20 protein-coding genes, 7 tRNA genes and 1 pseudogene are annotated in these 22,376 nt (G+C 69.0%); 16 read left to right on the top strand and 12 right to left on the bottom strand.

The window, feature by feature from the left end:
- Positions 1 to 75 precede the first annotated feature (75 nt).
- Complete coding sequence (locus tag ACIPTO_RS27090) at positions 76 to 375, top strand: zf-TFIIB domain-containing protein (protein WP_318015217.1); 300 nt, start codon at positions 76 to 78, stop codon at positions 373 to 375.
- A gap of 69 nt (positions 376 to 444) precedes the next feature.
- On the opposite strand, the gene ACIPTO_RS27085 is transcribed toward ACIPTO_RS27090, so the two are convergent.
- From ACIPTO_RS27085 to ACIPTO_RS27065, 5 genes are all read right to left on the bottom strand, one after another.
- Positions 445 to 516, bottom strand: a tRNA-Val gene (locus ACIPTO_RS27085).
- 34 nt (positions 517 to 550) lie between these two features.
- Positions 551 to 622, bottom strand: a tRNA-Val gene (locus tag ACIPTO_RS27080).
- Between the two features lie 34 nt (positions 623 to 656).
- A tRNA-Val gene (locus ACIPTO_RS27075) sits at positions 657 to 728 on the bottom strand.
- A gap of 1 nt (position 729) precedes the next feature.
- A tRNA-Cys gene (locus ACIPTO_RS27070) sits at positions 730 to 803 on the bottom strand.
- 40 nt (positions 804 to 843) lie between these two features.
- Positions 844 to 916 (bottom strand) — tRNA-Gly (locus tag ACIPTO_RS27065).
- A gap of 179 nt (positions 917 to 1,095) precedes the next feature.
- On the opposite strand from ACIPTO_RS27065, the gene ACIPTO_RS27060 reads away from it, so the two are divergent.
- Genes ACIPTO_RS27060 through ACIPTO_RS27050 form a run of 3 tightly spaced genes read left to right on the top strand, consistent with a single transcriptional unit; the run spans position 1,096 to position 3,832 of the window.
- Positions 1,096 to 2,139 (top strand): chorismate-binding protein, encoded by a 1,044-nt coding sequence (locus tag ACIPTO_RS27060; protein ID WP_401196347.1) that lies wholly within the window; start codon positions 1,096 to 1,098, stop codon positions 2,137 to 2,139.
- Positions 2,136 to 2,957 (top strand): aminotransferase class IV, encoded by an 822-nt coding sequence (locus tag ACIPTO_RS27055; protein WP_401196344.1) that lies wholly within the window; start codon positions 2,136 to 2,138, stop codon positions 2,955 to 2,957. The genes ACIPTO_RS27060 and ACIPTO_RS27055 overlap by 4 nt, the downstream gene beginning before the upstream one ends.
- A gap of 50 nt (positions 2,958 to 3,007) precedes the next feature.
- Positions 3,008 to 3,832, top strand: coding sequence for a GNAT family N-acetyltransferase (locus tag ACIPTO_RS27050; RefSeq protein ID WP_366323057.1), 825 nt, complete (start codon positions 3,008 to 3,010; stop codon positions 3,830 to 3,832).
- A gap of 16 nt (positions 3,833 to 3,848) precedes the next feature.
- On the opposite strand, the gene ACIPTO_RS27045 is transcribed toward ACIPTO_RS27050, so the two are convergent.
- Positions 3,849 to 4,370: a DsbA family protein gene (locus tag ACIPTO_RS27045; protein ID WP_366323058.1), complete on the bottom strand. Its 522-nt coding sequence runs from the start codon at positions 4,368 to 4,370 to the stop codon at positions 3,849 to 3,851.
- A 445-nt stretch (positions 4,371 to 4,815) separates the two neighbouring features.
- On the opposite strand from ACIPTO_RS27045, the gene ACIPTO_RS27040 reads away from it, so the two are divergent.
- Positions 4,816 to 5,256: a hypothetical protein gene (locus tag ACIPTO_RS27040; protein ID WP_401196340.1), complete on the top strand. Its 441-nt coding sequence runs from the start codon at positions 4,816 to 4,818 to the stop codon at positions 5,254 to 5,256.
- Between the two features lie 169 nt (positions 5,257 to 5,425).
- Positions 5,426 to 5,578: a hypothetical protein gene (locus ACIPTO_RS27035; RefSeq protein ID WP_019059824.1), complete on the top strand. Its 153-nt coding sequence runs from the start codon at positions 5,426 to 5,428 to the stop codon at positions 5,576 to 5,578.
- Positions 5,579 to 5,695: 117 nt separating this feature from the next.
- Here the strand turns inward: ACIPTO_RS27035 and ACIPTO_RS27030 are convergent, their stop codons facing one another.
- Positions 5,696 to 6,256, bottom strand: a complete 561-nt coding sequence (locus tag ACIPTO_RS27030; protein WP_401196337.1) for a CGNR zinc finger domain-containing protein — start codon at positions 6,254 to 6,256, stop codon at positions 5,696 to 5,698.
- A gap of 276 nt (positions 6,257 to 6,532) precedes the next feature.
- Positions 6,533 to 6,946 (bottom strand): SsgA family sporulation/cell division regulator, encoded by a 414-nt coding sequence (locus ACIPTO_RS27025; protein WP_004002642.1) that lies wholly within the window; start codon positions 6,944 to 6,946, stop codon positions 6,533 to 6,535.
- Positions 6,947 to 7,137: 191 nt separating this feature from the next.
- On the opposite strand from ACIPTO_RS27025, the gene ACIPTO_RS27020 reads away from it, so the two are divergent.
- The 7 genes from ACIPTO_RS27020 (at position 7,138) to ACIPTO_RS26990 (ending at position 14,901) form a co-directional block, all read left to right on the top strand.
- Positions 7,138 to 7,602, top strand: a complete 465-nt coding sequence (locus tag ACIPTO_RS27020) for a TIGR02611 family protein (RefSeq protein ID WP_401196335.1) — start codon at positions 7,138 to 7,140, stop codon at positions 7,600 to 7,602.
- Positions 7,603 to 7,679: 77 nt separating this feature from the next.
- Positions 7,680 to 7,751 (top strand) — tRNA-Val (locus ACIPTO_RS27015).
- Between the two features lie 576 nt (positions 7,752 to 8,327).
- On the top strand, positions 8,328 to 9,614 hold the full coding sequence (locus ACIPTO_RS27010; RefSeq protein WP_401196332.1) for an ABC transporter substrate-binding protein: 1,287 nt from the start codon (positions 8,328 to 8,330) through the stop codon (positions 9,612 to 9,614).
- Positions 9,614 to 10,582 (top strand): carbohydrate ABC transporter permease, encoded by a 969-nt coding sequence (locus tag ACIPTO_RS27005; RefSeq protein WP_401196329.1) that lies wholly within the window; start codon positions 9,614 to 9,616, stop codon positions 10,580 to 10,582. Before ACIPTO_RS27010 ends, ACIPTO_RS27005 begins: the two co-directional genes overlap by 1 nt.
- Positions 10,579 to 11,454, top strand: coding sequence for a carbohydrate ABC transporter permease (locus tag ACIPTO_RS27000; RefSeq protein WP_401196326.1), 876 nt, complete (start codon positions 10,579 to 10,581; stop codon positions 11,452 to 11,454). The genes ACIPTO_RS27005 and ACIPTO_RS27000 overlap by 4 nt, the downstream gene beginning before the upstream one ends.
- A gap of 4 nt (positions 11,455 to 11,458) precedes the next feature.
- Positions 11,459 to 12,049, top strand: coding sequence for a hypothetical protein (locus ACIPTO_RS26995; RefSeq protein ID WP_401196323.1), 591 nt, complete (start codon positions 11,459 to 11,461; stop codon positions 12,047 to 12,049).
- A gap of 119 nt (positions 12,050 to 12,168) precedes the next feature.
- The gene (locus ACIPTO_RS26990) at positions 12,169 to 14,901 is read left to right on the top strand and encodes a Tat pathway signal sequence domain protein (RefSeq protein WP_401196320.1); all 2,733 of its coding nucleotides are present in this window, start codon (positions 12,169 to 12,171) and stop codon (positions 14,899 to 14,901) included.
- A gap of 7 nt (positions 14,902 to 14,908) precedes the next feature.
- On the opposite strand, the gene ACIPTO_RS26985 is transcribed toward ACIPTO_RS26990, so the two are convergent.
- Complete coding sequence (locus tag ACIPTO_RS26985) at positions 14,909 to 17,278, bottom strand: SCO7613 C-terminal domain-containing membrane protein (RefSeq protein ID WP_401196319.1); 2,370 nt, start codon at positions 17,276 to 17,278, stop codon at positions 14,909 to 14,911.
- 102 nt (positions 17,279 to 17,380) lie between these two features.
- Here ACIPTO_RS26985 and ACIPTO_RS26980 point away from each other — a divergent pair, with 102 nt between their 5' ends.
- The 3 genes from ACIPTO_RS26980 (at position 17,381) to ACIPTO_RS26970 (ending at position 18,459) form a co-directional block, all read left to right on the top strand.
- The gene (locus ACIPTO_RS26980) at positions 17,381 to 17,827 is read left to right on the top strand and encodes an SRPBCC family protein (RefSeq protein ID WP_401196316.1); all 447 of its coding nucleotides are present in this window, start codon (positions 17,381 to 17,383) and stop codon (positions 17,825 to 17,827) included.
- Positions 17,828 to 17,894: 67 nt separating this feature from the next.
- Positions 17,895 to 17,969 (top strand) — tRNA-Val (locus ACIPTO_RS26975).
- A 277-nt stretch (positions 17,970 to 18,246) separates the two neighbouring features.
- Positions 18,247 to 18,459, top strand: coding sequence for a hypothetical protein (locus tag ACIPTO_RS26970; RefSeq protein ID WP_401196314.1), 213 nt, complete (start codon positions 18,247 to 18,249; stop codon positions 18,457 to 18,459).
- 213 nt (positions 18,460 to 18,672) lie between these two features.
- Here ACIPTO_RS26970 and ACIPTO_RS26965 read toward each other — a convergent pair.
- The 3 genes and pseudogenes from ACIPTO_RS26965 to ACIPTO_RS26955 form a co-directional block, all read right to left on the bottom strand.
- A pseudogene (locus tag ACIPTO_RS26965) lies at positions 18,673 to 19,698 on the bottom strand (recombinase family protein); the annotation flags it as partial.
- A 119-nt stretch (positions 19,699 to 19,817) separates the two neighbouring features.
- Complete coding sequence (locus tag ACIPTO_RS26960) at positions 19,818 to 20,675, bottom strand: replication-relaxation family protein (protein ID WP_401196312.1); 858 nt, start codon at positions 20,673 to 20,675, stop codon at positions 19,818 to 19,820.
- Positions 20,676 to 20,930: 255 nt separating this feature from the next.
- Positions 20,931 to 22,184: a type IV secretory system conjugative DNA transfer family protein gene (locus ACIPTO_RS26955; RefSeq protein ID WP_401196309.1), complete on the bottom strand. Its 1,254-nt coding sequence runs from the start codon at positions 22,182 to 22,184 to the stop codon at positions 20,931 to 20,933.
- Positions 22,185 to 22,376: the final 192 nt, after the last annotated feature.

Raw genomic sequence — 22,376 nt, 5'->3', positions numbered from 1 at the left:
AACCGGCCGGGGCCGGACGGAGTCTGTCCTGGGGAAACACCAAGAAGTACCGACGGACGAGGAGTTGAGCCGAGCATGCAGTGTCCGAAGTGCCACGCGCCGATGCACACGTACAACCGCAACGGTGTCCAGATCGAACAGTGCAGCAACTGCCGGGGGATCTTCCTCGACTACGGCGAGCTGGAGGCGCTGACCCGCGTGGAGTCCCAGTGGCAGCAGCCCGCCCCGCCGCCCCCGGGCCCGCAGGCCTACCCGGCCCCGCCCGCGCCCGCCTGGGGCGCCCCGCACGGCGGCGGTCACGGCGGTGGCCACTACGGCGGTCACGGAGGCCACCACCGCCACAAGAGCTTCGGCCACATGCTGTTCTCCAGCTGACCGGCTCTCCGGCCGGACCGGCACACGAAGAAGCCCCCGGACGCGGAGAGCGCCGGGGGCTTCGGTGTGTGGACGATACTGGGATTGAACCAGTGACCTCTTCCGTGTCAGGGAAGCGCTCTCCCGCTGAGCTAATCGTCCTCGGGACCACGATCCGGGGATCATGGGCGGTGCGTGCGCGATACTGGGATTGAACCAGTGACCTCTTCCGTGTCAGGGAAGCGCTCTCCCGCTGAGCTAATCGCGCGGGGATCCTCGCGGATCAGGTCCTTGCGGACCAGTGGACGATACTGGGATTGAACCAGTGACCTCTTCCGTGTCAGGGAAGCGCTCTCCCGCTGAGCTAATCGTCCTTGGAGGTGGAGACGGGATTTGAACCCGTGTAGACGGCTTTGCAGGCCGTTGCCTCGCCTCTCGGCCACTCCACCAGGAGTGCGGGGGTTCGGGAAGATCCCCCACGTTCCTGCGAGCGGACGACCAGGTTCGAACTGGCGACCTCAACCTTGGCAAGGTTGCGCTCTACCAACTGAGCTACGTCCGCTTGTCGTTTCCGCTCGGCTTGCGCGTCGCGGCGACGAGTTGAACTCTAGCGGATTCCGGGGCCAGCACAAAAACGCGTTTGTGCAGCGTGCTGGCCTGCGTCTACGGCAACACATGGTCAGGGCACCCGCGGGGACACGGCCGGGTAACCCCTGAGACACCCGCCATAGACTCGACGGCGTGTTCCGCCTCACCCCTCTCGCCCGTTTCGGCGGCCGTGTCGCCACCGGTCTCCTCGATGTCACCAGCGATCCCGCGGCCCTGGACTCCACCGGCTTCTGGGCGGTCGCGGCCGACTACGAGGGCCGTCTGACCTGCGCCCGCTTCCGTGACGTACGCGAGGAACGGGTCCCGGCCCCCGTCCCCGGAGTCTGGCGCGGCCCCGCGACCGACGCCTGGATCTCCTCCCTCGACCGCGCCGCCTACACCGCGGGCGTCCGCCGCATCCGGGAGCACATAGCGGCCGGCGAGGTCTACCAGGCCAACCTGTGCCGCGTCCTGTCGGCGCCGGTCGCCCCCGACGCGGACGTCGACGCCCTCACCGCCCTGCTCGCACGCGGCAACCCCGCGCCCTACGCGGGAACGATTCGGCTGCCCGGCCACGGCGTCGAGATAGCCACCGCCTCTCCCGAACTCTTCCTGCGCCGCGCCGGGCGGGTCGTCGAGTCGGGCCCGATCAAGGGCACCGGGCGGACCGAGGCGGATCTGCTGGAGAAGGACTACGCCGAGAACGTGATGATCGTGGACCTGGTCCGCAACGACCTCGGCCATGTGTGTGCGACGGGGACCGTGACCGTGCCGGACCTGTGCGTGGTGGAGAAGCATCCGGGGCTGGTCCACCTGGTGTCCACGGTCCGGGGCGAGCTGCCCGCGGACACCGGCTGGCCGGAACTGTTGGCCTCCGCGTTTCCGCCCGGGAGTGTCACCGGAGCCCCCAAGTCCAGCGCCCTGCGCATCATCGACACCCTGGAGACCGCGCCCAGGGGGCCCTACTGCGGGGGCGTCGGCTGGGTCGACGCGGACCGTGGCACCGGCGAACTGGCCGTAGGCATCAGGACGTTCTGGGTCGACCGCGCGGACGGCATGCTCCGCTTCGGCACGGGCGCGGGCATCACCTGGGGTTCGGACCCCGAGGGGGAGTGGCGGGAGACCGAGCTGAAGGCGTCACGGCTGCTCGCGGTAGCGTCGGGCACGTACGAGGTGAACGGAGGGGCTCTCTCATGAAGATCTGGCTCGACGGCGGGCTGCAGGACATCGAGTCCGCCCGCGTCTCCGTCTTCGACCACGGACTGACCGTGGGCGACGGCATTTTCGAGACGGTGAAGGCGACGGACGGGAAGACGTTCGCGCTGACCCGTCATCTCGACCGGCTGACCCGCTCCGCGCGCGGCCTCGGGCTGCCCGACCCGGACCTGGACGAGGTCCGCCGCGGCTGCGCGGCCGTCCTCGCCGCCAACCTGATGCCGCTCGGCCGCCTCCGCATCACGTACACCGGCGGCCACGGCCCCCTCGGCTCCGACCGCGGCGAACACGGCCCGACCCTCGTGGTCGCCCTCGGCGAGGCGCACCACCGCCCCGACTCCACGGCCGCCGTCACGGTCCCCTGGACCCGCAACGAACGCGGCGCCCTCACCGGCCTCAAGACCACGTCGTACGCCGAGAACGTCGTCGCCCTCGCCCGCGCCCGCCAACACGGCGCGTCCGAGGCGCTGTTCGCCAACACGGTCGGTCAACTCTGCGAAGGCACGGGGTCGAACGTCTTCGTCGTCCTCGACGGCGAGATCCACACCCCGCCCGTCACCTCCGGCTGCCTCGCGGGCATCACCCGTGCCCTGACCGTCGAATGGACCGGCGCCAAGGAGACCGACCTCCCGCTCGACGTCCTGGAACACGCCGACGAGGTCTTCCTCACCTCCTCGCTGCGGGACGTCCAGGCCGTCCACCTCGTCGACGAACGCCAACTCCCGGGCGCCGCAGGCCCGGTGACTGCCAAGGCCATGCGCGTCTTCGACGAGCGGTCGGGCGACGACCTCGATCCGTAGGGGCCGTTAATCAGCTGAGCCGGGGCTCGGGTCCGGGTAGAACTCCCTTGATGACTACGACCCTGCGGCCGACCGAGCCGCTTCAGCAGGAGGCCGACGGGACCCGCTCGCGCCGCTATCAGGTGTGCGTCAACAGCCGTCCCGTCGGCTCGATACACCTCGGCACGAGTCCCGCCTTCGGCGACGCGGTGGCCCAGATCCGGTACCTGCGCATCGAGGAGCCGGACCGCAGACGCGGCCGGGGCACGGTGGCCGCGCTCGCCGCCGAGGAGGTGGCGCGGGGCTGGGGCTGCGCGCGGATCGAGGCGTCCGTGCCCGCGGCGGCGGAGCCGGCCCTCAGGATGGCGACCAACCTCGGCTACGTCACCCGCAACCGCCACATGGAGAAACCCCTCGGCGACACCGCGCCCGAACTGCCCGCGGGGAGCCGGGGCCGGCCCATGACCCAGGAGGAGTACGGCCCGTGGGAGAGCCTCGGGACGGAGAGCTTCATCCTGAGCTGGACCGAGCGCGGGGTGCCCGAGGCCGAGGCCCGGACCAAGGTGCTCCAGGGCAACGACGACCTGCTGCCCGACGGATTCGCCACCGCGGACATGCTCTTCACCGTCCTGGAGCACGAGGGCACCCGGGTGGGCACACTCTGGACCGGCCCCCGCGAGGGCAAGGCCTTCGTCTACGACGTCGAGGCCGACGCGAGCCATCGGGGCAAGGGCCACGGCCGCACCCTGATGCTCCTCGCCGAGGCACAGGGCGTCGCCGCGGGCCTCCCGGCCGTCCGGCTGAACGTCTTCGCGGGCAACACCCCGGCCGAGCGGCTCTACGAGTCACTCGGCTACGAGACGGTCGTCCACCACCTGTACAAGAGCCTGCTCTGACGCGTGCCCCCGAGGGTCACCGGTCCCCGGCCTCGGCGAGCAACCGGTCGGCGATCTCCTCGATGCGGGCCCGCAGCCCGTCCTGGCTCTTGCCGCCGTCGAGGCGTTCGCCGCCGATGACGTACGTCGGGGTGCCGGTCACGCCGATGGCCTTGCCCTCGGCCTGGTCGGCGTCGACGATCAGGATGTGCCGGCCGTCGATCAACGCGGTGTCGAACTCCTCGGCGTCCAGACCGAGTTCGGCGGCCACCTCGACCAGGAAGGGTTCTCCCTTACGGTCCAGCTCCGCGACCCGGCCGAGCACGGCCTCGATGTAGTCCCAGCCGCGCCCCTGCTCCACGGCTTCCTCGGCGGCCTGCGCCGCGGCGAACGCGTGCTTGTGCTTCTCCAGCGGGAAGTGCCGCAACCGCACCTCCAGCCGGTCGCCGTAGCGGGCCCGCAGGGCGCGCACATCGTCCAGGGCGGTGTCGCAGTCCGGGCACTGGAGCTCACACCAGACGTCGAGGACGGGGGTGCGCACGGAGGGAAGGTCACTCATGGATCCAGTCTCCCAGCCCCGGCACCCCGCCCCCAACCGGGACCACGGGGCGACGGCGGACGACAGGGACCGGGTCTCCTGCGGCCGGTTCTCCTGCGGGCGGTTCCCCTACGGGCCGCGTCCGTACGCCGGCCGACCGGCACCTGGGGAGGATGCGACCCGGAGATGTCCCTGATGTCCTCCCGAGGCATGGCCTCCCGGGGACCGAACGGTGCAGGATGGAAGGGACGAAGCACGACCTGCCGGACGGGGGCGCTCCAGCCGACGGAATGGCCCGGTCGACGGGAATGGCCCGGCCGACCAGGACGCTCCTGTCCTAGGGACGCTTGTCCGCCCGACGGGATGCCCCGACCGACCGGAACGCCCACGCCCCGAACACCCGGAGCCCGCCCGACCTGAGCGCGCTTCGCCGAGAACTGCCCGACGGACCTGCCTGGAGGACCGGATGATTGCCGAGACCGTCTGTTCCGCCGTCTCTGCGGCCGGCCTGGGCATCGCGGCGGTCACGGCGTACCGGAAGCGTTTTCTCTCCGCCGCCCGCATCGCCGCGTACTCGCTCGTACCCGTCGGCCTGGTGATGACCGGGGTCGTCGGCTGGGCGGCCGACACCGCGTTCAGCCCCACGGCCTGGGCGGGCTTCGTCGTGCTGGGCGGCGCCTGGCTGCTCTTCATGGGCACCCGCGCCGTGGAGCGCCGCCGTGGCGGCACCCGCAAGGAGCGCAGAGCGGCCCGTGACTCCGCGCAGCCGGACGCGGTGGCCCCGGCGGCCTCCGCGCCCTCCCTGGCCCCGGCCAAGCGCCCCGCGACCCGGCAGCCGGCGCCCCGCGCGCAGAGCGGGGACGACTTCAGCGACATCGAGGCGATCCTGAAGAAGCACGGGATATGAAGGCCGGACCGGACCGGGACTGAAACGACACAGAGTGAGCCCGGTCCGCCGGTAAGCGTTCAGGACTCGACCCGACCCGAAACGGACAACACGGAATTCGGCGAACTCCCTCTCTTTTCGGGCGTGTTGATCGCGTAGGGGGTCTCCGCTGCGTCATCATCGCGGCGAGATGCTGGACACGACACAGAGCGACGCCGCGCCGCCGAAGGACGAGCCGCGCGGCTGCCTTTTCGCCCTTTCCCAGCCACCGCTGATGATCTTCCTAGCGGTGATCGGGTGTCTGCTGCTCATGGCCTCGCTGCACGACCTGCTGATGCTGTGAGCCGTACTCGTGGTCCCCGACGTCACCCGTCGGGGGCCGCGACCTCATCGAGACGCGAGAAACTGAAAAAACGGGAAGCGGACGGAGACGGGAAGCGAGCGACGCCGGCGCCGGGTGTCAGCCCGCCGCCTCCTTGCGCCGCGCCCGGTAGGCGGCCACATGCAGCCGGTTCCCGCAGGTCCGGCTGTCGCAGTAGCGGCGCGAGCGGTTCCGGGAGAGATCGACGAAGGCGCGCCGGCAGTCGGGAGCCTCGCAGCGGCGCAGCCGCTCCTGCTCACCGGCGACCACGAAGAACGCGAGCGCCATCCCGCAGTCCGCGGCGAGATGGTCGGCGACCGAGGCGCCGGGCGCGAAGTAGTGCACATGCCAGTCGTAGCCGTCGTGGTCCGTGAGCCGGGGTGTCGTGCCCGCGGCGGCGACCAGGTCGTTGATCAGCCCGGCGGCGGCCCGGGGGTCCGGGGCCGAGAAGACCGAGGCGAACCGCCCGCGGATCTTGCGCACGGCGGAGAGGTCGAACTCCGACAGCACCCCGACATCGCTGATCTCGTGGTTTCGTACGAAATCCGCGAGCAGCGCGACATCCTTCAGTCCGTCCGGCGCCGCCGCGTCCTCCGGTGCGGTGTTCACCAGATCGACCACGGTGTCGAGGGCGCACCGGGTGTCGTGGGTGATCAGCACGTTTCGCTCCCTGGCCTGGGGGTCGGGCGGGCGCCCGCCGATGCTGGCCGATGGTAGTGGCTTCCCGGAGGGCCGCCCCCTGTCTCTTAGAACGGGACCGTGCCTCTCGCGGTTCCCCGGAACACGGAGAGTCGCGTGAGCGGGCCGGACGCGCACCGGCGCCGCCCCCGCGACGAATCGCGGCGACGGCGCCGGTGTGTGCCCTATGCGGTTGTCTGGGCCCGAGCCGTCTCCCCGAGTTCGGACGGCGCCGGGCGGCTTGGTCGGGACCTCGCGCTAGCTCTCCGCCAGGATGTGCGACAGCTCCTGATCCAGGTCGAAGTGCCGGTGCTCCGTGCCGGGTGGCACGGCGGCGTCCGTCCGCTTGAGGAAGGACTCCAGGGCTCGCGCGGGAGCCTCCAGCAGGGCTTCGCCCTCGGGAGAGCTCAGTGCGATGCAGACGACGCCCTGACCGTGACTACGGGATGGCCAGACTCGGACGTCTCCGGTACCGGTGGGCCGGTGGAGGCCCTCCGCGAGAAGGTCGCGGGCGAACACCCACTCGACGGTCTCCTCGGCTCCGGTGTGGAAGGTGGCGTGCACGGCGTAGGGGTCGGCCGTGTCGTACCGCAGGCCTGCGGGGACAGGCAGGGATGACTCGCTCGACACAACGAGGCGCAGGTGCAGCTCGCAGCTGACCGTGGTGTTCATAAGCGCCAGGGCCTTTCGCTCAGTGTGCGCTCGGGGATTCGCACGTCGGCGAAATCGACATGCCACCTACGGTGCCGTTGTAAACCCCTCTGAGTGTTTTGCGTGCCTTTACGTAACTCTTCCGGCCGAGGGCTCGATCGCTCCGCAGGGCCATTTCGGTGACTGGTTTCCCTCGGGTAGGGTTTGTCCGTATGAATACGGGGAGTGACGAACCGGGTGAGGTCGCGGTCGTGTCCGAAGAGGCGGGCGACGGGACGCGGGCGGGTGAGGCGGCGGACGAGCGGGGGCTCGGTTCCAAGGCGCCGGAGTTCGTCAGGGCGCGCCGCGCGCTGCATGTGAGCTGGCAGGTCGGCGTCTTCGTGGTCGGCCTCGCGGTCGTGGTCGCCGGCATCATCATGCTGCCGCTGCCGGGCCCCGGCTGGGTCGTGATCTTCGGCGGCATGGCGATCTGGGCGACGGAGTTCGTCTGGGCCCAGCTGGTGCTCCGCTGGACCAAACGCAAGGTCACCGAGGCGGCACAGCGCGCGCTCGACCCCGCCGTGCGCCGCCGGAACATCGTCCTGACCTCGGTGGGCCTGGTGATCGTGGTCGCCCTGGTCGGGGTCTACGTGTGGAAGTTCGGTGTCGTGATGCCCTGGAAGATCAAGGACCAGTGACCCGGTAAGGGCGTCCGGGCGGCTTCCCGCGCTGGTCGGGGCACCCGCTGACATGGGGTAATGTTCTCCGTGCGCCCGGGCGATTAGCTCAGTGGGAGAGCGCTTCGTTCACACCGAAGAGGTCACTGGTTCGAACCCAGTATCGCCCACCCGGACCGACGGCCCGCCTGTGATCCACAGGCGGGCCGTCGGCGTTCACGCCCGCATATCGCGTGGTCGGCCCCCCGCCGCCGCCCAGGCCACCGACCGACCGGTGCCCGCCGCCTGAGGCTCGACTCCCGGCCGCCCAGGCGCTCACCAGCCCGACGCCTGATGCCCGACGCGTGATGCCTGGCGCCCGGTATCCAGGCGCGGCAGTCCGCTGCCGGTAGACCGCCGTCGGCGTTCACGCCCCACACGCCGCTGCCGGTAGACCGCCGTCGGCGTTCACGCCCCGCACGCCGCGTGGTCGGCTTCTCGTGGCCGAGGCGTTTTCCGGCCGCCCGGCGCCAGAGTGCGGCTGGCCGCTTTCCGTTCGGCCGGCCGATCGCGCGCGTCTCACCTGCGGTGTCCGTCCGGTCACCCGCGCCGTGCGCCCGTCGGCGACGCCGCACCGCTCGGTCGGCCCCGGAGAAAATCCTGTCCGAATCATTGACGCACCCCGAGGGCCTCCGTAGCTTGTGCCAGCAAGCGCTTACTTGAAACGATTCATGCAGGTGCCACCGATGCTACGGGGAGGGCCCATCATGGGAACCGGCACGAATGTGGAGAGGCGTACGGTCCTCAAGGCGGCGGGAGTCTCGGCGGCCACGCTGGGGCTGGCCGCGACGGGGTGCGGCGGGAACGACGGCACCGCCGCGGACGGGACGGTGACGATCCGTTACTCGTGGTGGGGTGCCGAGGAGCGGGCGAAAAAGATCAATCAGTCCATCGCGCTCTTCGAGAAGAAGTATCCGAAGATCAAGGTGAAGACGGACTTTCAGGACTATCCCTCTTTCTGGGAGAAGTTCCAGACGCAGGCCGCGGGCGGAAATCCGCCGGACGTATTCCAGAACGCCGTCGGATTTCTTCGGAAGTACGACAAGAGAGGCGTCCTGCTCGATCTCCGGTCGCAGATCGACGCAGGGAATCTGAGCCTCGATCACTTCCGTACGGGCGTCACGAAAGTGGGCGAGGTCGACGGCAAGCAGCTCGGAATTCCGGTCGGTTCGAACACCATGGCGCTGGTCATCGACAAGAAGGTCTACGAGAGGGCCGGCGTCGATCCCACGGCGGGCTGGACCTGGGACGAGTACTTCAAGGCCCTCAAGACGATCCACGACAAGACCCAAGTCCCCGGCGACACCGGCTACTTCAGCATCATGTACCTGTACGACCTCTACCTCCGGCAGAACGGCAAGGCCTTCTTCGCCAAGGACGGCCTGGGATTCGAGGAGTCGGATCTGACGGAGTGGTGGACGGACGGGTACGGCCGCGTGAAGGCCGGGATCGTCACCTCCCCGAAGGTCGTCGCCCAGGACACCCCCAAGTCCTCCCTCTCGGCCGGGCACGGCGCCTCGGAATTCACCTGGGACAACTTCACCGTCCGCTACTCCGCCGAGGGCAGCAGCACCTACGGCCTCGCCCCGATCCCCACCACCGACGGCAAGGACACCGGCCAGTACCTCGCGTCCCTGATGCTCAGCGGCTCGGCACGCACCAAGCACCCCAAGGAAGTCGCCCGGTTCATCGACTTCATGGTCCACGACCCCTCCGTCGGGAGGATCATGGGCTACGACCGGGGCATCCTGGCGACCACCGACCAGTACGACGCGTTCAGGCCGACCGACGCCGTGCAGAAGGAGATCGCCCAGTACGAGGCGGACACCGCGAAGGCCGGGGTCCTCGGGACGATCACCCCGCACCCGTCCGGCGCCGACACCGCCGAGTCCGCCTTCCTCCGCATCGGCGGGGACATGGCGCTGGGCAAGGCCAAGGTCGCCGACGCGGTCAAGCAGTTCTTCTCCGAGGCGCAGGCCGCCTTCTCCGCCTGATGGGAACCGCCGTGACGCTCGTCAAGGACGCTCCGCCCGACGCCCGGCCGGCCCGCCCCACCGCCCCCGCCGACCGCAAGCGGCGGGGGCGCCGGGAGAACCTCGCCGGCTACCTCTTCATGTCCCCGTGGATCGCCGGCTTCCTGCTGCTGACCGCCGGGCCGATGGTCGCCTCCCTCTACTTCGCGTTCACCGACTACAACCTCTTCGACAGCCCGAAGTGGATCGGCTTCGACAACTTCACCCGGATGTTCGACGACCCCCGGTGGCGCAAGTCGGTCGAGGTGACGGCCAAGTACGTCGTCATCGGCACCCCGCTGAAACTCCTGCTCGCCCTCGGCGTCGCCATGCTGCTCGCCCAGAGCCGCCGCGGCCAGGCCCTCTACCGGGCCGCCTTCTACGCCCCCTCGCTGATCGGCGCGAGCGTCTCGATCGGCTTCGTCTGGCGGTCGCTCTTCTCCGACGGCGCCGTCGTGGACCGTACGCAGTCGCTGTTCGGTTCCCATGTCGGCGGCTGGGTCGGCGACCCCGACTGGATCCTCTACTCCCTGGTCGCGCTCACCGTCTGGCAGTTCGGCGCGCCGATGGTCATCTTCCTCGCCGGGATCAAGCAGGTCCCCAGGGAGCTGTACGAGGCCGCCGCGATGGACGGGGCCGGGCCCTTCCGCCGGTTCTGGAACATCACGCTGCCGATGATCTCCCCGGTGCTGTTCTTCAACGTGCTGCTGGAGACCATCCACTCCTTCCAGATCTTCGGCTCCGCGTACGTCGTCTCCAACTCCCAGTGCGGACCGGCCGACGCCACGCTCGTCTACACCTGTTACCTCTACCAACAGGGCTTCAAGAACGCCCAGATGGGCTTCGCGTCCGCGATGGCGTGGATGCTGCTGCTCGCCGTGGCGCTCGTGACGGCCGTCCTCTTCTGGTCGCAGAAGAAGTGGGTGCACTACGAGGAGGACGTCCGATGAGTGCCGGTACCGTCCCGAAGTCCCCGGGCCTGGGGCGCAAGCGCACCGGCTCGCTGCTCTGGCACATCGGCGCGCTGGCCGTGCTCGCCGTCGTCCTCTACCCGGTGCTCTGGGTCATCGGCGCCTCGTTCAAGCCGAGCAAGGACGTCATTGGCAGCCTGCAGCTCTTCCCGGGCCACCCGATCCTCGCCAACTTCAAGGGCCTCGCCAAGGGCATCGCCGACATCTCGATCTGGACGTTCTTCGAGAACTCCCTCTTCTACGCCCTCGGTTCGGTCGTCGGCATCCTCGTCTCCTGCTCCCTGACGGCCTACGCCTTCGCCCGCATCCGGTTCGCGGGCCGCAACCTGCTCTTCTCCCTGATGATCGGCACGCTCCTGCTGCCGTACCACGTGCTGCTGATCCCGCAGTACGTGATGTTCCAGAAGCTCCAACTGGTCAACACCTACGTCCCGTTGCTGCTCGGCAAGTACCTGGCGACGGAGGCCTTCTTCGTCTTCCTCATGGTGCAGTTCATGCGGAACCTGCCGAAGGAACTCGACGAGGCCGCCCGGCTCGACGGCTGCGGACATCTGCGGATCTACTGGTCGATCGTGCTGCCGCTGTGCCGGCCCGCGCTCATCACCAGCGCGATCTTCACCTTCATCAACGCCTGGAACGACTTCATGGGCCCGCTGATCTACCTCAACGAGCCCGGCAAGTACACCGTTTCACTGGGCCTGATGATGTTCCGCGACTCCGACGGCGTGGCCGCGAACTACGGCGGCATGATCGCCATGTCCCTGGTCGCGCTGCTGCCGGTGCTGCTGTTCTTCCTCGCCTTCCAGCGCTATCTGATCGACGGCATGGCGACCTCCGGACTGAAGGGCTGAGCCGGTGGCCGGAGCACGCGCGAAGGCGCGCCGGGAGTCCGTCCTCGCCGAGCGGTTCGGGGTCTTCGCCGAATGTCTGCTCACCGGGGTGTGGATCGCCGTCGCCTCGGCGGGAGTCGTCACCTACCCTGCCGCGTTCGCCGCCGGGGCACGGCACGTGAGGCGCCGTGCCGGTCATGTCGGCGGCGGCTGGCGGGAGTTCGTCGCGGACTTCCGTACAGCCGTGCGCGGCGGGTGGGTCGTCGGGGTCGCCGGGTGGGGCGCGGTGGTCGTCGTCCAGGTGGACGTCCACGCGGTGCGGTCCGGGCTGCCCGGCGGACAACTCGTGGGTGCGGTCGGGGTGTTCGCGTTGCTCGGGGCCGTCGTCGCCGGGTTGCGGGCGGCGGCGGTGTGGGCGCCGGGGGACAGCTGGCGGGCGCTGCTCGGCGCGGCCGTTCGGCGTACGGTCCTCGACCCGGCCGGCTCCTTCCTGCTCGTCGGCGGGCTGGTCCTCGTCGGCTGTTCCGCCCTGTTCATCGCCCCGTTGGCGGTTCCCGTGCTCGGGGCCGTGACGGCGGCGGCCGTCGCCGTGGAGGAGCGGTACCGCCGCCGCTGACGGACGAGGACCGGTGCGGCTGCCCGGAGCGCCGCACTCCTGTCTGTCATGTCCCTGACCACCCGCATGCCCCTGAACACCTGCACATGACGAACGTCTCCCGCACGGAAAGGAAAGCCATGTCTCCCATTCCCCGCAGGTCCCTGCTCAAGGCGGCGGCCGTCGCCGGAGCCGCCGCGCAGTTCAGCTGGGTGCCAGGAGCGAAGGACGCCCAGGCCGCGCCCGGAGCGGCGGCCGACGGCGACCCGGTGACCCTCGACTGGCTGGAGGACGGCGGGCTCGGCGCGGCGCCCGGTTCGACGGTCGGCGTGCCGTGGCCGATGGGCACCCACCAGGAGGACCAGACCTTCGCGCTGACGGACGCCGGGGGCGCGGCCGTGCCCGTGCAGTCCTGGCCGATCGCCTACTGGCCCGACGGATCGCTCAAGTGGACGGCGCACGCGGTGAGTTCGGGCTCCGGCAAGCTCACCCTCACCGCGGGGGACACCACCGCCCCCGACAAGAAGGTCACCGTCGACAGACACGGCGGCACCATCGACGTGTCGACCGGCGTCATCACCGTGAAGATCGGCAGGAACGGCTCCACCCTCATCAAGTCGGTCACCCGGGGCTCCACCGAGATCGCCAGGAACGGCCGGCTCGTGCTCATCCGGCAGCCCGAGATCGAGGACGAGGACCAGGGCACGGTGCGGACCGAACGCTTCGACGGGACGATCGGCGAGGTCACCGTCGAACAGGACGGCCCGGTACGGGCGGTGGTCCGCATCGACGGCAAACACCGCAAGGGAGGCAGGAGTTGGCTGCCGTTCTCGATCCGCCTCTACTTCTACGCGGGCGCCGACTCCTTCCGCATGGTCCACACGATCACCTACGACGGCACGGTCGAACCGGGCACGGCCAGCGGGGACTTCATCCGCGGCCTCGGCGTCCGCTTCACCGTGCCGATGCGCGACCAGGCCTACGACCGCCACATCCGCATCGGCGGTGAGGGAACCGGCCTGCTGCGGGAGGCGGTCCAGGGCGTCACGGGCCTGCGCCGCGACCCGGGCGCGACCGTCCAGGCCGCCCAGTACGCGGGCCAGAAGCTCGCCGACCCGTCCACCTGGGACCAACGCGTCACGAGCCGCCTCCCGTACATCCCCAAGTGGGGCGACTACACCCTCTCCCAGCTCTCCGCCGACGGCTTCACCCTCCGCAAGCGCACCACCAAGGGCCACGGCTGGATCCCCGCCGGCGGCGGCGGACACGCCTCCGGGTTCGGGTACGTCGGCGGGGCGAGCGGCGGACTCTCCTTCGGGCTGCGGGACTTCTGGGAGAAGTTCCCTGCACAGCTCGACATCCGTGCCGCGCACACCGACGAGGCCGAGGTCACCCTCTGGCTCTGGTCGCCCGAGGCCCAGCCGATGGACCTGCGCTTCTACCACGACGGCATGGGCCAGGACACCTACGCCAAGCAGCTCGAAGGCCTGGAGATCACCTACGAGGACTACGAACCCGAGTTCGGCACCCCGTACGGCATCGCCCGCACCTCCGAACTCCTCTTCTGGGCCAACGAGTCGACGCCGACCGCGGAGGCACTCGCCCAACAGGTCGAGGCCGTCAGAGTGTTGCCCCAACTCGCGGCCCCGCCCGCGCAGTTGATCAAGTCCAAGGTCTTCGGCCCCGGCCTCTACTCCGCACCCGACCGCTCCACCCCCGCCAAGGCGAAGATCGAGGACCACCTCGACTTCCTCTTCACCTACTACAAGGACCAGGTGGCGCAACGCCGTTGGTACGGCTTCTGGGACTACGGCGACTTCATGCACTCGTACGACACCGTGCGCCACCAGTGGAGGTACGACATCGGCGGCTACGCCTGGGACAACTCCGAGCTGTCACCGGACATCTGGCTCTGGTTCGCGTACCTCCGCTCGGGCCGCGCGGACATCTTCCGCTTCGCCGAGGCACTCACCCGGCACACCGGCGAGGTCGACGTCTACCACCTGGGCCAGTGGGCGGGCCTCGGCACCCGGCACGGTGTCCAGCACTACGCCGACAGCGCCAAGCAGCAGCGCATCGCCAACACCACCTACCGGCGCTACTACTACTTCCTCACCGCCGACGAACGCGTCGGCGACCTCATGGCCGCCAACGTCGACTCCGACGAGACGTTCCTCGTCCTCGACCCCATCCGCAAGATCCGCACCGAGCCGTACACCCCGGACCGGCACGCCCTGTCGATCGGTTTCGGCACCGACTGGAGCGGCCTGGTCTCGGCGTGGCTGACCGAGTGGGAACGCAAGGGGCCCCAGTGGGAGAAGGCCAGGGCGCGCGTCCTGTCGACGATGGAGACCATCGCCGCCCAGCCCAACGGATTCGTGCAGGGCAGCGGCCTCTACGACCTCGACACCGGCAGGTTCGCCGTGGCCGCAACCCCCGTGGTCTCCGTCTCGCACCTCTCGGCCGTCTTCGGCCTCAACGAGCTGTGCGCGGAGCTGATCCACCTCGTCGACATGCCCAGGTTCAAGGAGGTGTACATGGACTACTGCCGCTACTTCAACGCCTCCAAGACCGAACAGGCGGCCCGCTACGGCTCCAACTTCGGCACCCTGCTGCTCTTCCAGGGCCACTCACGCCTCGACGCCTACGCGGCCGTCCAGCTCGACGACGCGACCCTCGCCCGGCGCGCGTGGACGAAGTTCTACGCCTCGGACGGCTACACGGAGTCCTCGCCGTGGAAGACGGAGCCGCTGACCGGCCCCGTCACCCTCGTCCCCGGCGGCGAGGCCGCGTGGGTGTCCTCGAACGACACCGCGCTCTACGGCCTCGCCGCCATCGAGAACCTGGCCCTGCTCGGCGACAAGATGCCCTAGCGCAGGGCTAGTTCATCCTCCCCAGGACCTCCCGCACCCGTCGGGCGTCCCGGATCCGCTGCTCGTACGTCGCGCCGAGTGCGAGCAGCACGAGTCCGGCGAGGGCGGGCGGCGCCCAGCGCGGCAGGGCGCCGACCACCTGGGCGAGATACGGGGCGAGTTCGTGCAGCGCGTCCAGGACGAGCGTGCCGCCGCCGAGGGCCAGCGGTGCCTGGAGGCGGTGCCGCGCGCCGAGCAGGGTGACGGCCAGCGCGGCCGTGCCCAGCAGCAGCGGGCGCGTCCAGTGCGCGTCGGGCCAGGCCGTGAGGAGGCTCGGGACGAGCGTGGCGGCGAGCCCGGGGCCGTAGGCTGTCCAGGACGTGGTGTTCGGGTCGCGGCGCCTGCGCAGCACGCCCACGAGCAGGGCCGGGACGGTCACCGGCAGGGTGTAGGCCTCGGGGCTGCCGACGTTCCAGACGGACAGCCGCACCCACATCGCGAGGACGAACAGGGCGGCGGCGGCATAGCTGGCGGCACGCCGGTCGGGCCGTACCGCCGTGCCCGCCGCGATCACCCCGCACAGGGCCAGGACCAGGGCGAACGCGGGGAGTTCGGGAGCGGAGAGACCGATCGCCACCACTCCTGCGACCGCGCCCGTGATCTCGACGGCCAAGGTGGTCGACGGATCGCCGGTGCGCGCCGCGAGCAGGGCCGCGGTCGCCGGTACGGCCAGCACCAGCAGCGCGATGTGCTCCGGCCGCCAGTCCAGGGCGGCCCCGGTGGCGCACGCGAGGGCCGTCGCGTGGGCGAGCGATGCCGCGGCGGAGGCCGGCGCGAGACGGCCGCGCCGGGCGGCCAGGGCGAACACGGCGGTCAGTGACGCCAGTACGGCGAGCGTGGCCGGTTCCGTGGCCAGGGAGAGGGCGGCCAGGGACAGCGAGGTGGCCAGGGCGAGGAGCGTCGCGGTGCGGCGCGTGAGGGAGAGCAGGGCGATGATCGTCAGGCCCTGGATCAACAGGCCGCTGCTGTAAGGCAGTTGGAGCGCCGTCGGGACGGTGAGCGCGGTCGCCCAGGTCAGGACGAGGGCGGCCGTCCGTGCGCGGGGGCGCCACTCGGCGGTACGGGACGTCGACATCGTTACCGCCGCAACCGCCGCCAGAACCAGCGGAGTTGCGGACGTGTGCGCCGGCCAGAAGGCGTCCGTCGTCACCGCGTCGCGGGCGTCGGCCGGGGCGCCCCACCAGACCCGGGTCAGCCAGACGGCCGGGCCGAACAGGGTGAGCGTGGTGACCGGCAGCGCCCACACCACCGCGCTCGCCTGGACGGCGGCGGAGGCCCAGCCGAGCCCGTGACGCACGGGCTCGGGAAGCCGGCCCCCGACGAGAGCCAACAGGGCGACACCGCACGCCAGATAGCCCGGAACCGTCCAGTCGGCCGGCAGAACCGCACGCAGCACGCCACCGGCCGCGACGACCACGGAGAGGCCGCCGACCGCCGCCGTACCCGTCCTGAGCCGTACGTCCGAGGCGAGCCAGGTGGCGCCGAACGCGCCCGCCGCCGCGAGGGCGAAGAGCGCCGCCGCACGGGCGGCGGCACCCGGACCGGTCGCGTCCAGGGAGAGCTGACCGGCCGCCAGCACCCCCCAGGCGCCCATGGTGCACGCGCCGACGGCGGCGACGAGCCGAACGGCCCTGCGGGACAGCCGGAGTGCGAGAACCATGTCGATCACGGCGGTCAGCAGCAGCGCCGCCGTGATCGTGTGCGGACCCCCGCCGGCCGCGACCGCCCAGAGGAGCAGGGGAAGTTGGGCGATCGCGAGCGCGGCGGGGAGGGGGAGGAGAAGGGTCGGTGAGGGCGTCTTCCCGCCGGGGAGCGCCGCGAGTCCGAGGCCGTACGCCGTCCACAGCCCGGTCAGGACCGTCGCCGCCGCAGCCGCGAACGTCACGCCGTCCCCGGCCGGGAACGCGACCTCGTGCAGCGCGTAGGCGTCCAGCACGGTCAGCGCGAGGCCGAGACCCGCGAGCGATTCGGCGGTGGAACGCAGGCCGCGGCGCAGGAGTGCGACGGGTGTGCCGAGGGCCGCCAGGGTCACCGCGGCGAGCACGAGCGCCCGGCCCGTGATGCCCATGCTTCCCCAGCTGACCAGCGTGAACGCGATCGCGGCGAGCGTGAGGAGGATGCCGCCGAGCAGGAGCAGCACGTTCTGCACACCCGGCGCGGTGGTCTCCGGGCGGGGCGTGGCGGGAGGCGGCGGCGTCATGGGAGCGGGCGGCCCCGGCTGAAGCACGGTCAGCAGCCAGGCCCGCCGGTGCAGCAACTGCGTGCGGCGGGCGTCCAGTCGGTACAGCTCGGCGTCCAGGATCCGCAACTCGACGGCCGGCGGCGGGATGTGCGTCATGTCCCGAAGTCTGCTGGCCGTCCCGCCGCAGGACATGAGCGCGCGTACTCACCCCGTACTCAGGTACCGGGAGACGGGCGGTGCGCCGGGCAGACTTCCGGCATGGACTGGACGCACTACCGCTTCCGCGCCCGGTGGGCCCTGCCCGCGCCGCCCGCCGTCGTGTACCCGCTCCTGGAGCGGTCCGAGGACTATCCGCGCTGGTGGCCGCAGGTGCGCGGGGTCGACCGGATCGACGACACGACCGGCGTCATCCGCATCCGCGCGAGCCTGCCGTACGTGCTGACCTTCACCGCGCGGGAGGTGCGCCGCGATCCCGTCGCCGGGGTGCTGGAGATCGCGATGACCGGTGACCTGGAGGGCTGGGCCCGCTGGACGCTCACCGCCGACGGCTCCGGCACGCTCGCCCGCTACGACCAGGAGGTCGACCTGAACCGGCCCTCGCTCCGGCGGTTCGCCGCGGTGGGACGGCCGGTGTTCCGGCTCAACCACGCGCTGATGATGCGAGCCGGACGGCGCGGGCTGCTCGCGCACCTCGAAGCGGTCTGACGGCAGCGGTCTGACGGAAGCGGTTTGAAGGAAACCGGCGGGGGCCTGTATTGTTCGGTGCGTTCCCGGGCGATTAGCTCAGTGGGAGAGCGCTTCGTTCACACCGAAGAGGTCACTGGTTCGAACCCAGTATCGCCCACCATAAGAAGTTCATTGGAACCCGGTACCTTCCAGGGGCCGCCCACTAGGGCGGCCCCTGTTAGTTGCAGGCCAGCGCCCCTCCCCAGCCCGGGAGGGGCGCTTTGCCGTTTGGGGGCAGGTACGGCGGCCATGAGGCCGGGCAGGGCCTCCTGTGCCCCTGTGGGGGCTTGTTGCTGGCTTTGGGCTGTGTGCAGGATGCCGAACGGCTCCTTGAGCTTGTGACTCACCCGGATGTCACCGTTTGTGTCCTCTTCGATGTATAGCGCCGCAAACAGAGCTTGGTTGAGCTGGCGACGCTGCTGCTCGTTGCAGCGGCGGTACAACGCCTGCGGGTCTTGCAGAAGCTGCAAGCAGGCCTCGATGATCTCAACCCCCGTGCTGAGGGAGCCATCGACGTCGTGGAGTCGCATCGTAAGGCGATCCCGCTGTTTGGTGACTTCTCGCAACCTGGCCTTGATCTTGCTCTGAGGCAGGCTGCCATCAGCGGCTAGGTCGATGAGGTTGTTCTCCTTGGCGTCGAGCCCACGAAGCTGTTTCGTGAGCTGGGCCTGGAGGAGCTTGGTTGTGGACTGATGCTCGTTGACGAGGCTGACCAGGTAGGTGCGCATGGCAGCGATGAACTCGGGCGTGAAGCGCACCGCGGCGTAGTGATCCTCGACGGCTTCCTCAGTCTGCTCGATCGGGATGTACGGCATCTCGCAGATGTGGTCGAAGCGGCCGTTGCAGAAGAAGTACCGGTAGACGTTGCCATGTCGGTTAGTGGCGTGCTGCATGATCATTCGCCGCTGCTCATCTCGGCGACGACGGCATGCGCCACAGAACAGCGAGCCCTTGAGTTCGTGGTGGTGCACACGCCGTCGCTCACGAGCGGTGTTGCGAGCGTCGGCAACCATCTGGACTTCATCGAAGAGGTCTTGAGTAACCAAAGGCTTGTGACGGCCTTTGTACTTCTTGTCCTCGTGGGTGATCCAGCCGCAGTAGTAGTCGTCGCGCAGGACGACGTACAGCCGGTTCGTGGAGATACCTCGTTCTTCGGGGTACCGCGCGTTGCGGGGCATACGCAGTCCACGGTCGTACAGTTCTTGCCCCACCTCTTCCACGGTGTACTCACCGGTGGCGTACAGCTCGAACGCCAGGCGGATGAACGGGCCGCGTACCGGGTCGATGATGACAGTGCGGACACTGCGACGATCAACTACTTCGCCCGTGTTCAGGTAGCCAACTGGGGTGCGAGTGATTGTGCCGCCGTTCTTGGCTTTCTGCCCCATCTTGTACCTGACGTCCTCGCCACTCTGCGAGGAGGCGTACTCGTTGATGACCGCGATCATGCCGTGGAGCATGCGGCCGGTCGGCGTGTCGTCGATGTTCTTCTCGACGGCGGAGATCAGCCTGACGCCGAGCTTCTCCAGGGTGGCGACCATGATCGCGTCGTCCAGCCGGTTTCGGGCGAAGCGGCTGAGCATGTAGACGATCACGTAACGCACGTTGGGGTGCTCGCGCAGATAGGCAATCATCTGCTGGAACTCGGGGCGCTGGTCGATTGTTGTTGCCGTTCTTCCGGGGTCGACGAACTCTGTGGCCTTCGTAGAGCCAATTTCCACCCCGCGCTCGTGAATTTTTTCGCGCTGCGCCGGGATTGAGATGCCTTCGGGGTTGTAGTCGGTGTTGACCTGCCCGCTGTAAGAGACACGCAAGTACGCGACGTAGTCGTCCCCGATGATGCGCTGCATTGCTTTTTGCTTTTGCTTCATTTCTCGGCTCTCTCCTTTCTGGCTTTTCCGGGTTTAGTAGTCCTAATAGTAACTCCGTTACGCCAAGTTACCGAGGGCTATTTTGGCTGGCCTGCCCGCTAAGGTGTGGGTATATTTTCCGGCCCCTCGGCGATCAAGTGGGGAAACTCTTCCACCGTCACGACATGGAACACCCTGGCCGTCGTCAGGTTCTGCAACCGTGGCTCTGAGGCCAGCATGGCCCGGATGGCGGCCTGTCTCTTCTGGTCAGGCACAACCCAAACGGCAGATGGGAACAATCCGTGTTCCTGCTGGTGGATTCCGGAGTTCGCGTATCGCTGGTACTGAAGCGCTTTGCGCACAATAACCGGAGCGTGTTCGGTGGCGTTGTCGGCCTCGATGAACATGTGGTGCTCGTAGTCGCCACTTGCCGTGATCGCGAACAGGTCGGGCTTGAGCCACTGGCGCGCACCGTGCGCGGACAGGAAGGTACGCCAGCACTCCGGCTCGGCTTCCAGACGCAGCAGCTCGGTCTCGCCATCGCGAGCCAACTCGTAGAGGCGAATGGCCAGATCAGCAGCAGCGAGTGTGTGCGCGATGAAGGCCGGGGACGGTTCGCTGTAGCGCCGCCTGGTGGGGTCGCCATGTCGAGCACGAAGTAGCCGCTCACCGCTTGCACCAAGCTGCCACACGATGCCGGAGCTTCCTGCTCGCACGCCTCCGATACGGCGATGCATCCGCGTGATCAGGTGGTGGGATTCGAGGCGAGTCAGTACTCGAATGGTGGCAACGGCAGCCGCCATTTCCGTCGCATGACTCTTTCCGGTTCCCGCTTCGTGGGGTTCATTGCTGATCGGGAAATGTAGCCGCCGAATAAGAGCGGTGGTCAGTGCGCGGTGTACGCGCAGCGACTCAAGGATGGATAGATCACGCTCGGAGAGCGATTCAATCAGGCTGGCTATGTCATTGAACTTCATAAGATCTCCTTTCGTTGTTGTTGCTTCGCGCAAAATTTCTTGCGCAGGGTCTGTCTTGAGATGTGTTGCAGGCAGAGGGTTTTTTTGAGGCTTCCATGTGGAGGGGAGAGAGCCGGGAGCGCGAGGACAGGCACAGGATGCTGGTCAGTCCCCTCCCGCGCTGTGCCAGAAACCGGGGCTGTACTGCACGAACGTGCTGATGATCTCCATCATGGAGAGAGCAGCGAACAGAGGGGCGAAGAAAGCACCGTCTGTCTACTGGGCATCAGGTTGAGATCGACGCTTCCGGCCGAATTGCTGCGGAGGCGATTGAGGTGTTTCCGGCGATTGACTTGTGATCGAATTTACGGGTGCGGCAGTGGCTTCGGCAGGTGCGTAGTTGGCCCGGGCGGCTATACGAATGGCCTCAGCGTCCGCGATGACCGGAGGCGGCGGCAGCGTGCGCACCAAGCTCCAGCCGGTTGGGGCACCGTTCGCGACCAGGTTGGCGTACGCATGAAACCGAGGAAGGGCCACGAAGTCCTCGGGCTCCAGGCGCGGGGCCAGCTTGGCCGCCAGCTCGCGTGCGTCGTCGGCCTCGGTAGCGAACACGACCTTGCTTCTGGCATTGATGTCCACCGCCGTACGCAGCTCCAGCGGCAACTGACTGCGGAACTGGGCAGCCAGGAACCAGCCGACCGACAGACTGCGCGAGATCGCCAGCGCATCGGCGAGCGAGGTCGGCAGGTGCACGAACCTGGGCGCTTCATCGACGTACACCGCGCCGAGTCGAGCGTGAGCGCCCGGTTCACCGGCCCGTTCCTGGACGGCCTGCCAGACCTCGGCGATGACCAGACTGCCGAGCAGGCTCGCCACGCCGGGGCCGATCAGACCTTCGTTGAGGGGCACAAGCACGACCTTGTTGGTCCGGAAGGCGTCCCGTAGCCGGAATCGTCCCTCTCGCTGATCCAGCATCCGCACCACCGCCGGCCGTAGCAGGAACTGGCGCAGCTTGTTCATGGGGGCGGCCAGAACGGCTGCTTGGGCGGCGGGGCCTTGTTCGTCCCAAGCGGCCCAGAACTGGGCCAAGGTCAGGTCGCTTTGCACCCGACCGACGTACGTGCGGCGAAACGCCGGGTCGGTGAACAGCCGGGGCAGGTCGGTCAGAGTCGCTGGGGTGTTCGGAAGACTGCCGCGGGCCAGAGTGCGCAAGCCTGAGCTGAAGATGTCCGCCGTCCGAGGACCGTAGCCGTCAGCAAAGATCGAGGCGAACACGGCCAGGATGCCGTCAACCACTACGTCAGGGTCACGGCCGCCAACGTCGAGAGGGTTGAAGCCCACGGGGCGATCGTCGGCGGCGTTCAGCTCGACTATGTCGTCGACTCGGTGCGGTGGCACCCGCGCCAAGATGTCGTCGATGAGCTGCCTTTTGGGGTCGAGCACTACCACGGGCCGGCCAGCAACTATGTCCGCGGTGATCAGGTGGAGCAAGACGTTCGACTTACCCGACCCCGAGGGGCCGTAGGCCACACCATGAAACGTCTGGTCCTGTGGTGAGATACCCAACCGTCGATCGTCACCAGGAGCTGCGCTGTGGGCGAAGACTCGCTCCCCTTGGTGTACGCCTGCGGCGGCCCGGAGCGGTTTCGGATGCAGCGGAGGCATACCAGGTAGCTCGTCATGGCCAAGAGGCCAAGCAAGCGGACCGAGCAGCTCTGGTAC

Source organism: Streptomyces sp. NPDC090083 (assembly GCF_044747445.1).
Classification (GTDB): Bacteria; Actinomycetota; Actinomycetes; order Streptomycetales; family Streptomycetaceae; genus Streptomyces.
The sequence above is the reverse complement of the archived record's forward strand: the minus strand, read 5'-3'. Positions and strand labels throughout refer to the sequence as shown.

What these genes read in the sequence shown, in the direction of transcription:
- ACIPTO_RS26980 (WP_401196316.1), top strand. Translation starts at nt 17,381, where the DNA reads ATGGACTGGACGCACTACCGCTTCCGCGCCCGGTGGGCCCTGCCCGCG.
- ACIPTO_RS27090 (WP_318015217.1), top strand. Translation starts at nt 76, where the DNA reads ATGCAGTGTCCGAAGTGCCACGCGCCGATGCACACGTACAACCGCAAC.
- ACIPTO_RS27020 (WP_401196335.1), top strand. Translation starts at nt 7,138, where the DNA reads ATGAATACGGGGAGTGACGAACCGGGTGAGGTCGCGGTCGTGTCCGAA.
- ACIPTO_RS27000 (WP_401196326.1), top strand. Translation starts at nt 10,579, where the DNA reads ATGAGTGCCGGTACCGTCCCGAAGTCCCCGGGCCTGGGGCGCAAGCGC.
- ACIPTO_RS27050 (WP_366323057.1), top strand. Translation starts at nt 3,008, where the DNA reads ATGACTACGACCCTGCGGCCGACCGAGCCGCTTCAGCAGGAGGCCGAC.
- ACIPTO_RS27025 (WP_004002642.1), bottom strand. Translation starts at nt 6,946, where the DNA reads ATGAACACCACGGTCAGCTGCGAGCTGCACCTGCGCCTCGTTGTGTCG.
- ACIPTO_RS27045 (WP_366323058.1), bottom strand. Translation starts at nt 4,370, where the DNA reads ATGAGTGACCTTCCCTCCGTGCGCACCCCCGTCCTCGACGTCTGGTGT.
- ACIPTO_RS27035 (WP_019059824.1), top strand. Translation starts at nt 5,426, where the DNA reads ATGCTGGACACGACACAGAGCGACGCCGCGCCGCCGAAGGACGAGCCG.
- ACIPTO_RS27055 (WP_401196344.1), top strand. Translation starts at nt 2,136, where the DNA reads ATGAAGATCTGGCTCGACGGCGGGCTGCAGGACATCGAGTCCGCCCGC.
- ACIPTO_RS27005 (WP_401196329.1), top strand. Translation starts at nt 9,614, where the DNA reads ATGGGAACCGCCGTGACGCTCGTCAAGGACGCTCCGCCCGACGCCCGG.
- ACIPTO_RS26960 (WP_401196312.1), bottom strand. Translation starts at nt 20,675, where the DNA reads ATGAAGTTCAATGACATAGCCAGCCTGATTGAATCGCTCTCCGAGCGT.
- ACIPTO_RS26990 (WP_401196320.1), top strand. Translation starts at nt 12,169, where the DNA reads ATGTCTCCCATTCCCCGCAGGTCCCTGCTCAAGGCGGCGGCCGTCGCC.
- ACIPTO_RS27010 (WP_401196332.1), top strand. Translation starts at nt 8,328, where the DNA reads ATGGGAACCGGCACGAATGTGGAGAGGCGTACGGTCCTCAAGGCGGCG.
- ACIPTO_RS26985 (WP_401196319.1), bottom strand. Translation starts at nt 17,278, where the DNA reads ATGACGCACATCCCGCCGCCGGCCGTCGAGTTGCGGATCCTGGACGCC.
- ACIPTO_RS27040 (WP_401196340.1), top strand. Translation starts at nt 4,816, where the DNA reads ATGATTGCCGAGACCGTCTGTTCCGCCGTCTCTGCGGCCGGCCTGGGC.